The sequence below is a fragment of the bacterium genome (assembly GCA_030654305.1).
Classification (GTDB): domain Bacteria; phylum Krumholzibacteriota; class Krumholzibacteriia; order LZORAL124-64-63; family LZORAL124-64-63; genus PNOJ01.
Window position 1 is genome coordinate 1 of sequence record JAURXS010000407.1, and the last position, 10,994, is coordinate 10,994.

A 10,994-nucleotide genomic window follows, 5' to 3' on the forward strand; every position below is an offset into this window, starting at 1 on the left:
TCATGGTGAAGCCCGGGGAGTCGATCCTCGTGCCGGTCAGCTGCGTCGAGGCCGGGCGCTGGCGTTCGGTGTCGGGCTGCTTCGAGGATTCCGACCAGATCCTGTCGGCGAGCGCCCGCACCGGCAAGTGCGAACGGGTCACCGAAAACCTCCGCCACTACGGCCGGTACGACGGGGACCAGGATGCCGTGTGGCGCGACGTCGGCGTCCTGCTGGAGGACGCCGGCGTGGATTCGCCGACGTCCGCCATGTCCGACGCCTTCCTGCAGCGGAGCGAGCACCTCGACACCTACCTCAAGGCGTTCCCGCTCCTGGAAGGGCAGGCCGGCCTGATCGTGGTGTCGAACGGACGCGTGGCGAGCCTCGACGTGCTGTCGCGACCGGAGGTCTACGCCGACCTGCATGGCAAGCTCGTCCGCAGCCACTCCATCGAGGCGCTGTCCGGCTGGGGGCGCGCGATGTCGGTGCTCGACGACAAGACCGATCCGGCGACGCTGGTGTCCGCGTTCCTGGACGATGCCCGTCACGGCAAGGAAGAGGTCTTCCCGTCCCGCGGCGCCGGCCAGGATCATCGCTTGAGGGGCGTCGACACGGCCGGTTCGGCCCTGGTCGTCGACGAGGCGGCGGTGCACCTGGCGCTGTTCCCTCGGAGTCCTTCGCGCGGAGAGCCGAAGCGGCCGGAACCGTGGAACGGGCTGCTCATCGATGATCGGATCAACCCATACCAGGTCGACTGACCCTCAAACGGCCGCCCCGTCCCCTCGGGGGCGGGGCGGCTACTCCTGCTTCGTCAGTTCACCCAGCACTTCCACGTGCCCCGTCATCGGGAACATGTCGATCACCCGCGCCCGCTTCAGCCGGTAGCCCCCCTCGCCCAGCGTCTTGACGTCGCGGGCGAAGGTCGCCGGGTCGCAGCTCATGTAGATCACGCGCGCGGGCCCGAGGGCGGCGAGATCCTTGGCCACCTGCTCGCCCAGACCGGCGCGCGGCGGGTCGACGACGACCGTCGTGGCGGCCCAGTCCAGCGCCCCGGCCGGATCGCCCGGGTTGCCGGGCTGGTCGGCGGGGTCGCCGGTCTTCCAGGACAGGACGGCCCGCTCGACCGGGGTGTCGATCACCGCGGTGCGGGTGGCGGCGGCGCGCTCGCGCATGACGTTGTTGCGGGCGTCACGGACCGCGCCCGCGTCGCTCTCGACGGCCACGATGCGCGCGAAACGGTCGTCCAGCGCCAGGCTGAACAGCCCGACGCCGGCGTAGAGGTCCAGCAGCGCGCCCCCCGGCGCCGCCGCGGTGACGCCGGCCTCGTCCAGCCAGCCGCGGACGAGCGCGACGGCGGCCTCGGTCTCCCGGTAGTTCGTCTGGAAGAAGCTCGTGGCGTGGACGCGGTAGTTGTGGCCGGCGAGCTGGATCACGAGGTGGTCGCGGCCCCACAGGGGCCGGTTGTTGTACAGGATGCCCAGGCACCGCGGGTGCGGCGCCGCGCCTTCGGGCAGCTTCTTGAGCACCGCCTTGAGCATCCGCGCGCGGTCGGGCTCGCCGAACAGCGACACCAGGAAGCGGTCCTGGTGGTCCAGCCGCACCACGACCTGGTCCGCGGGCGGCAGCGTGACGACGAAGGGCAGGATGTCGTCGTTGAACGCGTCGGACATCAGGCCGTGCCGCTCGATCGGCAGGACCTCGTGGCTGTCGTGGCGCAGCATGCCGTACGGTCCGGCCGGCGTGCGCCACAGGCGGACCTTGTTGCGGTACCCCAGCGGCGGACCGGCGGGCACGGGACCCTCGAGAAGGTCGCCGGGATCGAGGCCGGCGATCCGCGTGAGGCAGTCCCTCACGATCTCCGTCTTGGCCCGCAACTGCGCCGCCACCGACAGGTGCTGCAGGTCGCAACCCGAGAGCGACCCCAGCTCGCCCAGCGGCGGCTCGACGCGATCGGGCGACGCCGTCAGCACCTCGACCAGTTCGGCCTCGAGGAACCCCTTGCGCCGACGCTTCACCCGCACGCGGACCACGTCGCCCGCCGCGGTGCCGGGCACGAACGTGGTCAAGCCGTCGGGACTGCGCCCCAACCCGGCGCCGCCGGTGACCAGCTTGGTGATGGGGGTTTCGAACGTGTCGCCCACGTTCGGGGAGGGGGGGGTCTGGTCGTTCATTCGGGTTCCTTGCTGGTGTTGAAAGACCCCCCAAGCTAACACCCCACCCCCCCTCTGCAAACCACCGGTTGTGCCGTCGAGATTGTGTCTGGGGCTTCCATGCCGGATCCGCATGACTTATATGGAATATTGTGGATAATATTATAGATATTTAACCCCAAAACTGCGCGAGACACATTATCAGCGGCACAAACCTCAGGATGGGGTAGACTGCCGGGATGTTGAGAATGCTGCGCAACCCCAACCCCATCCCCCCCATCATCCTACTCCTGTCCTGCCTCCTATCCTGCCTCCTCTGCCTGCTCCCCGGCTGCGCCCCCCACCGCCGGGGCAAGTTGCCGCCGTTGAGCGACCAGCCCGCGCCGTCGCGACCCGACAGCGACCGGCCGGACCGTTCACGTCCCGGTCGCGTGCCGTTGAAGCCGGGGGCGGAGCGGCCGCCCGTCGGGATGCCGGAGGGGAGCCCGCAGGACAGCGTCGCCGGGGAGGTCGCGGCGCCGGCGGACGAGACGGCCTCGGTGACGGGGCAGGAGGTCTGCCGGCTGGCGATGGAGCACCTCGGGACGCCGTACCGGTTCGGCGGCTCGACGGCCAAGGGGTTCGACTGCAGCGGGTTCGCGCGGTTCATCTTCAAGAAGGTGGGGATCGAACTGCCGCGGTCGTCGGTGGAGCAGTCCCGGTATGGGCACCACGTGCCGAAGGGCGAGCTGCGGGTGGGCGACCTGCTCTGCTTTAACAACGGGCGCGGGCGCTTCTCGCACGTGGGGATCTACATCGGGCACGGGGACTTCATCCACTCGACGTCCACGGGGGGGCGCGTGCAGATCGACAGCCTGGGCGAACCCTGGTGGACGAAGAGCCTCGAGACGATCCGGCGCGTGCTGCCCGAATGAGCGGCTGAGCGCGCGGGCCGGGGTCAGGCTTCCGGGCCCGGGTCGACGCGGCCGGCGGGGCCGATCCGCAGCTTGGTCGAGGTCTGCACCGCCTCGTTCACGGCGTCCTCCATGCCGATCTCCTCCGACAGCTCCAGCAGCTTGACGGCGCGGGCGTTCAGCACCGGCCGGGGCGAGCGGATCGAGCAGCAGTCGCGGTGCGGCTCGATGGAGATGTTGTAGGCGCCGATGCGGCGGCTCAGCGCGGTGATCTCGAGCTTGTCCATGCCGATCAGCGGGCGCAGGATCGGCAGGCGGATGTCCGGGGTGATGGCCGCGAGGTTGGGCAGGGTCTGGCTGGCGACCTGGCCGACGCTGTCGCCGGCGATCACCGCCTGGCAGTTCTCGCGCCGCGCGAAGCGCACCGCCGTCTTGAACATGTAGCGCCGGAACAGCACCATGTCGTAGGCGTCCTCGACCGTCCCCACCGCGCGCGTCTCGTACGGGTAGGACGGCACCAGGTGCAGCACCAGCGGCTGGGGGGCGTAGCCGGCCAGGACGGCGACCAGGCGCTCGATCTTGGCGGAGTCGGCCTCGGCGACGCCGCGGCCCGGGTAGAAGTGGACGAACTCGGGGCGGCAGCCCCGCCGCATCATCATCCAGGCCGCCACCGGCGAGTCGATCCCGCCCGACAAGAGGACCGTGACGCGGCCGCTGGAGCCGACGGGCAGGCCGCCGCAGCCGGGCAGCTTCTGCGCGAAGATCAGGATCTCCCGCTTCATCACCAGCACGTGCACCGTGAATTCGGGGGCGTGCAGGTCCACCGGCAGGGCGGTCGCCGCGACGATCGCGGCGCCGAGCTGCGCGCTGATCTGGGGCGAGGGCACCGGGAACGTCCGGTCGGAGCGGCGCGTGTCCACCTTGAAGGTGCGGGCGTCGCCGGACTCGCGCCGGGTCGTGGCGGCGGCGATCTCGCCGGCGCGGGCCAGGTCGGCAGCGTCGTCGCCGGTGCGCGGCACCGAAGCGGCCAGCGACAGGTTCTGGATGCCGGGCACCCGCTGCAGCTTCGCGGCGGCGCGCAGGGCGGCCGCCGGGTCGCCGAGGCGCAGCAGCAGGCGGCTCTCGATGTGGTTGAGGGCGACCACCGGCTCGCCGCGCAACTGGGACGCCATGTTGTTGCGCAGGCGCAGCAGGAACACGTGGCGGTTCTTGCCCTTCAGGGCGATCTCCGCGTAGTGGGCGCTGATCACCGTGCGGTCGGCGTCGGTCGGCAGGTGGTCGTGCACGGGATCTCCGTCGTCGGGGGAGCGGGCCGAGGTCGCGGTACGGCACGGGGACATCCCAAGGATGCGCCCCGGGCCGGGGATGTCAACGGGCCAGCGTGATCTTGGCGGTGCGGCGGATCGCGGCGGAGCCGTCCCGGGGGCGGCTGATGTAGGTGGCGACGTAGATGCCGGACGGGCAGGGGCGGCCGTCCCGGTCGCGGCCGTCCCAGGTCGCGACGCGCTCGCCGGCTGGGGACTCGGGCAGGGCGTGCTCGTGGACGAGGCGGCCGCGGACGTCGTGGATCTCCAGGCGGTCGCTGCTCGGGGCGGTGGTCCGCCAGCGCAGGATGCCGCGGCCGTGGAAGGGGTTGGGCTGGGGGGGCAGCGGGCTCAGGCCGAAGACGTCCATGCCGTCGCCCACCGCGACGACGACGTCGGCGGAGTGCAGCAGCCAGCCCATGGGGTCGACCGTCACCGCCGTCACCGCGGCGGGGACGGGCAGGTGGAAGTCCATGACCCGCTGGTCCACCCACACGGCCACCATGGTGTCGCCGGCGGCCGTGGCGAGGGTCAGGTCCAGGGGGAAGACGAAGGGATCGTCGCCGGTCAGGGGGTCGGGCAACTGGACCTGGCGCAGGTCGAGGCGCAGCACGGCCTGGCCGTCCAGCGTCTCGTTGCGCCAGGAGATCGACAGCTCGGGGTGCGTGGTGCGCAGGAGCCACTGGTCGAAGAACCAGTCGAGTTCCAGGCGGCTGGTGTTCTCGCACGCCGTGACGAAGTCGGCGGTGGTCACCGTCGCGGTGGCGAGGTCGCGGTCGGCGATGTAGTCGTGCATGGCCGCGAAGAACGTCGCGTCGCCGAGCACCCGCCGCAGCATGTGCAGGACCCAGGCGCCCTTGTGGTAGACCAGGTTGTCGAAGTAGTACCAGGGGTCCGCGACGCCCGGGTCGCGCAGCAGGGGCGTGTCCCAGATCGAGAAGTAGCTGCGCGCCTTCATGAACCACTTCAGGGCGTAGGGTCCGGAATTGTGTTCGCGCCACAGCGCCTCGACGTAGGTCGCGAACCCCTCCTGCAGCCAGATGTGGGTCCAGTCGGCGCAGGTGACCTTGTTGCCGAACCACTGGTGGGACAGCTCGTGCATGATGATCGTGTCGAAGAAGTGGTCGCCGCGCACGAAGTGCGAGCCGTACGACGTGGCCGTGGGGTGTTCCATGGCGCCGTCCCACTCGAACAGGGCCATGCCGTACTTCTCGCCCGGGAAGGGGTAGGCCCCGAACTTCTCCTCGCAGAAGGCCATCATGTCGTCCAGGCGGTCGAAGTCGACGGCGGCCTCGTCCGCGAGGTCGGGGTACACGAAGTGGACCAGCGGCAGGTCGCCGGCCAGGCCGTGGTAGGTCTCCTGGAGCACGGCGTACTCGCTGACCGCGATCGACAGGTGGTAGGTGCTCAGGGGCTGCGACTCGCGCCAGCAGAACAGGTCGGTCAGCGCCTTGTTGCGCGCGGCGAGCGGCGAGCCGGGCGGGGCGAGCGCGGCGGCGCCGGGCAGGTAGGGGTGCGGCGGCGGCGAGGGCAGCTGCGCGCCGTTGGAGACGCCGGTCAGGCCCGCCGGCACCGCCAGCACGACGTCGCAGGTGGCCTTGTCGGCGGGGTAGTCCTTGCACGGCCACCAGGAGCGGGCGCTCCAGGGTTCGCTGAGGCTGGCGGCGATCGGCCCGCCGTCCGGGCGCCGCAGGAACTGGAAGCCCATGAACCCGTCGAACTGCGGCACGCCGTCGTAGACCACCGCGACGGTCAGCGTGTCGCCGGGGGAGACGGCGGTCGCCAGCCGCACGCGCAGCAGGTCGCCCTCGCGCGTCCAGCGCAGGGGAGAGAACGCCGCCGAGACCTGGCCGACGTCTTCGACGTTCATGCCGGCGGCAAAGTCCAGGACCAGGTCCCTGATCCCGGTCTGGACCGGCGTGAAGGTGACGAAGCACGCGCCCTTGATCGCCGACTGTTCGATGTCCACGTCGAGGTACAGGGCGTAGTGCACGACGTCGATCGCGGCCTGCTCGGGGGTCATCGCGGGCATGCGGTCGTCGGCGAGGGCGGCCGCGGCGGCCAGGATCCGGCCCTTGCCCTCGTAGGCCCAGGAGTCCGGGGTCAGGTCGTCCAGGACGTGGTCGGTTGCGGAGGGAGCGACGGGGACGGCGTGGCCGTCGGTGGGCGCAGCGAGGATCGCGACGGGTGCCAGGAGCACGACGCAGAGCAGGGCGGCGACCAGGCCGGCTGATGTCTTGGGCGATGTGTGCATGACGGGGTTTACGGTCGCAAAGAACCCAGTTGTCTCCTCGTGGTGCCTGGCCCACAATGCGGAAGGCCGCAACTTGCGATCGAGCGGGCCATGCTAGCACATCCGAGCAGTTTCCGCACCCGCCTGGAGGGACCGATGTTGGACGCCCGCGCTTTCTCGCTCGATCTGACGGGGCTGGAGCCCTTCCTCGACCCCGGCGAGATCGACGCCCGCGCCGACCTGGCGCGCGCGATCGGGGCCGAATTGGCCCGCCGCGAGGGTCCCGGCGCCGATTTCCTGGGCTGGCTCGACCTGCCGCGCACCGGGTTCGGGCCCGATCTGGTCCGCCTGCTGGACGCCGCCGAGACGGCCCGCAGCGACAGCGACGTCGTGGTGGTGATCGGGATCGGTGGCTCCTACCTGGGCGCCGAGGCCGTCCTGAGCGCCCTGGCCGACCGCGCGTCCGGTCCCGAGATCCTGTTCGCCGGCACGCACCTGTGCGCCACGGGGCTGCGCCGCCTGCTGCGGCGCATCGAGGGGCGCGACGTGCGGCTGTGCGTGATCTCCAAGTCCGGCACGACGTTGGAGCCCGCCGTCTCCTTCCGCCTGTTCCGCGCCGCCCTGCGGGAGCGCTACGGCCGCGACGGCGAGCGGCGCCGCATCACCGCGATCACCGACGCCTCGCGCGGCGCCCTGCGCGCGCTGGCCGACGCCGAGGGCTGGGACACCTACGTCATCCCCGACGACGTGGGCGGCCGCTTCTCGGTGCTGACGCCGGTGGGGCTGTGGCCGCTGGCCGTCGCCGGGCTGGACGTGCGCCGCCTGCTCGAGGGGGCGGCCGACATGGCGGCGACCTGCGAGAACCCCGTGCTCTCCGCCAACCCCGCGCACCTCTACGCCGTGGCGCGGCACCAGCTCTACAGCGCCGGCTACACGACCGAGGTGCTCAGCACCTTCCACAGCGACCTCGGGCCCCTGCAGGAGTGGTGGAAGCAGCTCTTCGGCGAGAGCGAGGGCAAGCACGGCCGCGGCATCTTCCCGGCGTCGTGCCGCTTCACGACCGACCTGCACAGCCTCGGCCAGTACCTGCAGGACGGCCGCCGCGAGCTGTTCGAGACCTTCCTCACCGTCCGCGAGACCGACCCCGCGCTGGTGGTGCCGGCCTCGGCGGACCGCGGCGACGGGCTCGGCTACCTCGAGGGCCGCTCCCTGGACGACATCAACGCCCAGGCCTACGCCGGCACCCGCGCCGCCCACCGCGAGGGGGGGCTGCCGACGTTGAGCCTGGAGCTGGCGCGGCTGGACGAGCGGAGCGTCGGCGGGCTGCTCTTCTTCTTCGAGAAGGCCGTCGCGGTCAGCGGGCGCCTGCTGGGGGTGAACCCCTTCGACCAGCCCGGTGTCGAGGCCTACAAGCGCGAGATGTTCCGGCTGCTGGGCAAGCCGGCGTGAAAAGGGCGCGAAAACCCGGCCCCGACCTGACAAACCGGCCGCCGGACGCTACATTTCGCCGGCAACCGGCACACCAACGCGAAGGATGACCGACCATGTCCAGCCAGATCCGCCCGCACGGCAGCGACCACCTGATGCCCCTGCTCCTGGAAGGCGCCGCCCGCGACGCCGAGCTGAAGCGGGCCGCGAGCCTGCCCCAGGTCGTCATCAGCAGCCGCGAGGCCGGCGACCTGATCATGCTGGGCATCGGCGGCTTCACGCCGCTGACCGGGTTCATGGGTAAGGCCGACTGGGAGGGCGTCTGCCGCGACATGAAGCTGCAGAGCGGCGTCTTCTGGCCGATCCCCATCACCCTGAGCGTGGACCGCGCCACGGCCGGCGCCCTGAAGACGGGCGACGGCATCGCGCTGGTCGAGCCGGAGACGGGCGAGATCCTCGCCACCATGGAGGTGCGGGAGCAGTACGAGATCGACCGCGCCTTCGAGTGCGAGCGCGTCTTCCGCACCGTCGATCCCGAGCACCCGGGCGTCAAGATGGTCATGGAGCAGAAGGACGTGAACCTCGGCGGCCCGGTGAAGGTGCTGAGCGAGAGCACGTTCCCGGCCGAGTTCCCCGGCCTCTACATGCGCCCCGCGGAGAGCCGCCGCATCTTCGCCGAGCGCGGCTGGAAGACGATCGCCGCGCTGCAGCTGCGCAACCCCATGCACCGCAGCCACGAGTACCTGGCCAAGATCGCGCTGGAGATCAACGACGGCGTGTTCATCCACCAGCTGGTGGGCAACCTGAAGCCGGGCGACATCCCCGCCGACGTGCGCGCGAAGTGCATCGACGCGCTGGTCGAGGGCTACTTCCTGAAGGAGAGCGTCCTGCAGGGCGGCTACCCGCTGGACATGCGCTACGCCGGGCCGCGCGAGGGCCTGCTGCACGGCCTGTTCCGCCAGAACTTCGGCTGCACCCACATGATCATCGGCCGCGACCACGCCGGCGTCGGCAACTACTACGGCCCCTTCGACGCCCAGAACATCTGGTCGGAGATCCCCGCGGGCTCGCTCGAGATCGAGATGCTGCCCATCGACTGGACCTTTTGGTGCTACAAGTGCGGCGGCATGATCTCCATGCGCACCTGCCCCCACGGCAAGGAAGACCGCCTGTTCCTCTCGGGCACCGCCCTGCGCAAGGGCCTCAGCGAGGGCGGCGAGATCCCGGCCGAGTTCTCGCGGCCCGAGGTGCTGGCGATCCTGAAGGAGTACTACGCCGGGATCGACGCCGCGAACCGCGTGGAAGTGAAGCTGCATGACGCGGCGACAGGCAAAGGGACCGAGAAGAAATCCTGACGCGTCCCGACTGCGGTGCGGAAGTTGCCCTCGCCAGGAGAGAGGGAGTCGGCGTGAAGGACCGGCCAGCGAGCGCGATTCGGTGAATCGGGCTTGACCCGCGGTCCGTTCTTGCCGACAATCAGGGAGCAGTCAACCCCAGTTCGGCTCGCTGAGCCGACTGGCCCCCTCCGGGTTGCGACCCGGAGGGTTTCTTTTTGATAACCACATTGTACAGAACGACTTTCCTGGTTGACGGCTTCAACCTCTATCATTCGTTGCGCACGGCGTCGGAGGAAATGGGCGGCGCCTCGACGAAGTGGTTGGACCTGTCCAGCCTCCTGCGATCCTATCTGCCGAACATCGGCGGCGGTGCGCAGGTCGAGCGCATTTACTATTTCTCCGCGCTTGCCACGCACCTGGAGCCGCGACAACCGGGCGTGACAGTTCGCCATCGCTCCTACATCGAATGCTTACAGTCGACAGGCATCATGCCGGTTCTGGGGCGCTTCAAGTCGAAGCAAGTCCATTGCAGAAACTGTCATCGCCAAAGCGAGCACTTCGAGGAGAAGGAAACGGATGTCGCGATATCCACGAAATTACTCGAGGTGCTCCATCTGGACGCAGCAGACACGGTGGTGCTCGTTACCGGAGACACGGATCTGGCGCCGGCCGTCCGTACCGCGCGGTCGCTGTTTCCGGCCAAGCGCATCTGGTTCGTTTTCCCGTACAAGCGGAAGAACAACGAACTTGCACAAATCGCCGACGGTTACTGCTACATCCGCAAAGAGCGCTACGCGCAACATCAATTCCCTGCGGCTGTAACCCTGGCCACCGGCCGAACCAGAGCCAAGCCCACGACATGGTAGGCTGGTGGACGGGGCCTAGTCGCAGGGCGGGCACCCGCGGTCCAGCACGATCTCCCAGCGGCCGGCGGCCGTGCGCCGCCAGGTCGAGGTGAAGAAGCCGGCCGGCGAGCCGTCGGGCGCGGTGACCGGTCCGCTCGACAGGCCCAGATCCCCCGAAGCGAGCACCGCCACGTCCAGGGGCGCCCAGGCGAAGGGCGCCTCGTCCCCCTCGAAGAAGCGCGCCCAGCCGGCGGCCACCGCCGTGCGCCCCCGCAGGATCCCCTTGCCTCCGAAGAACACCGCGTCCTCAGCCAGGAACGACGTGAAGGCCGCGAGGTCGCGGTCGGCCATCGTCGCGGCGAAGGCCGTCTCGGCGGCGCGCAGTTCGGCCTCGAGGGTGGTGAGATCGGGCGCGGCGTCCGCGGCCGCGGCCGCAGACGCGGCGAAGGCGGGGGCGAGCAGCAGCGGGATCGCCGCCGCGACGAGCAGGTGGCGGATCGTCATCATGGGTCACCATCCGGGTCTGCGGGAACCGAGCTTTGCACGGAGAACGAGGTCAATATAGGCCCCGGAGCGGGGATTGTCCCCGTCCGGGACCGTTGCCGGGGGGGCGGCGCGGCGTTATCCTGGAACGCGCAACGATGCCGCAATCCCGGATGACCACCTCAAACGAGGAGACACCGTCATGGTCCACGTCCTGCCCGACCTGAAGTACGCGAAGAACGCGCTCGCCCCGCACATCTCGGCCGAGACGCTCGAATTCCACCACGACAAGCACCACGCGGCCTACGTCGCCAACCTGAACAACCTGATCCCGGGCACGGA

Annotated in this window: 10 protein-coding genes; 6 read left to right on the forward strand and 4 right to left on the reverse strand. The window is 70.2% G+C overall.

Translation table 11 applies throughout. The features are described 5' to 3' along the window. Positions 1 to 737: hypothetical protein (locus tag Q7W29_11760; protein ID MDO9172495.1), on the forward strand; the 737-nt coding region annotated here is incomplete at its 5' end. 39 nt (positions 738 to 776) lie between these two features. Here the strand turns inward: Q7W29_11760 and Q7W29_11765 are convergent. Beyond that, complete coding sequence (locus Q7W29_11765; GenBank protein MDO9172496.1) at positions 777 to 2,150, reverse strand: class I SAM-dependent RNA methyltransferase; 1,374 nt, start codon at positions 2,148 to 2,150, stop codon at positions 777 to 779. Positions 2,151 to 2,599: 449 nt separating this feature from the next. Between Q7W29_11765 and Q7W29_11770 the strand changes: the two genes are divergently transcribed. Continuing rightward, positions 2,600 to 3,043, forward strand: a complete 444-nt coding sequence (locus Q7W29_11770; GenBank protein MDO9172497.1) for a C40 family peptidase — start codon at positions 2,600 to 2,602, stop codon at positions 3,041 to 3,043. A gap of 23 nt (positions 3,044 to 3,066) precedes the next feature. Here the strand turns inward: Q7W29_11770 and thiI are convergent, their stop codons facing one another. Further along, complete coding sequence (gene thiI, locus Q7W29_11775; GenBank protein MDO9172498.1) at positions 3,067 to 4,308, reverse strand: tRNA uracil 4-sulfurtransferase ThiI; 1,242 nt, start codon at positions 4,306 to 4,308, stop codon at positions 3,067 to 3,069. 82 nt (positions 4,309 to 4,390) lie between these two features. Then, positions 4,391 to 6,580 (reverse strand): M1 family aminopeptidase, encoded by a 2,190-nt coding sequence (locus Q7W29_11780; protein MDO9172499.1) that lies wholly within the window; start codon positions 6,578 to 6,580, stop codon positions 4,391 to 4,393. Positions 6,581 to 6,715: 135 nt separating this feature from the next. Here Q7W29_11780 and Q7W29_11785 point away from each other — a divergent pair, with 135 nt between their 5' ends. The 3 genes from Q7W29_11785 (at position 6,716) to Q7W29_11795 (ending at position 10,190) form a co-directional block, all read left to right on the forward strand. After that, positions 6,716 to 8,008: a glucose-6-phosphate isomerase gene (locus Q7W29_11785; protein ID MDO9172500.1), complete on the forward strand. Its 1,293-nt coding sequence runs from the start codon at positions 6,716 to 6,718 to the stop codon at positions 8,006 to 8,008. Positions 8,009 to 8,103: 95 nt separating this feature from the next. Continuing rightward, on the forward strand, positions 8,104 to 9,342 hold the full coding sequence (gene sat, locus Q7W29_11790) for a sulfate adenylyltransferase (GenBank protein ID MDO9172501.1): 1,239 nt from the start codon (positions 8,104 to 8,106) through the stop codon (positions 9,340 to 9,342). A 197-nt stretch (positions 9,343 to 9,539) separates the two neighbouring features. Then, on the forward strand, positions 9,540 to 10,190 hold the full coding sequence (locus Q7W29_11795) for an NYN domain-containing protein (protein ID MDO9172502.1): 651 nt from the start codon (positions 9,540 to 9,542) through the stop codon (positions 10,188 to 10,190). A gap of 15 nt (positions 10,191 to 10,205) precedes the next feature. On the opposite strand, the gene Q7W29_11800 is transcribed toward Q7W29_11795, so the two are convergent. Further along, positions 10,206 to 10,676 (reverse strand): nuclear transport factor 2 family protein, encoded by a 471-nt coding sequence (locus Q7W29_11800; GenBank protein MDO9172503.1) that lies wholly within the window; start codon positions 10,674 to 10,676, stop codon positions 10,206 to 10,208. Positions 10,677 to 10,854: 178 nt separating this feature from the next. Here Q7W29_11800 and Q7W29_11805 point away from each other — a divergent pair. Continuing rightward, positions 10,855 to 10,994, forward strand: a 140-nt coding sequence (locus Q7W29_11805; protein ID MDO9172504.1) for a superoxide dismutase [Fe], incomplete at its 3' end; no start/stop codon positions are given.

Bases quoted from the DNA above. Each gene is read 5' to 3' on its own strand.
- Q7W29_11765 (MDO9172496.1), bottom strand. From the start codon at position 2,150: ATGAACGACCAGACCCCCCCCTCCCCGAACGTGGGCGACACGTTCGAA.
- Q7W29_11770 (MDO9172497.1), top strand. From the start codon at position 2,600: ATGCCGGAGGGGAGCCCGCAGGACAGCGTCGCCGGGGAGGTCGCGGCG.
- Q7W29_11780 (MDO9172499.1), bottom strand. From the start codon at position 6,580: ATGCACACATCGCCCAAGACATCAGCCGGCCTGGTCGCCGCCCTGCTC.
- Q7W29_11785 (MDO9172500.1), top strand. From the start codon at position 6,716: ATGTTGGACGCCCGCGCTTTCTCGCTCGATCTGACGGGGCTGGAGCCC.
- sat (MDO9172501.1), top strand. From the start codon at position 8,104: ATGTCCAGCCAGATCCGCCCGCACGGCAGCGACCACCTGATGCCCCTG.
- Q7W29_11800 (MDO9172503.1), bottom strand. From the start codon at position 10,676: ATGATGACGATCCGCCACCTGCTCGTCGCGGCGGCGATCCCGCTGCTG.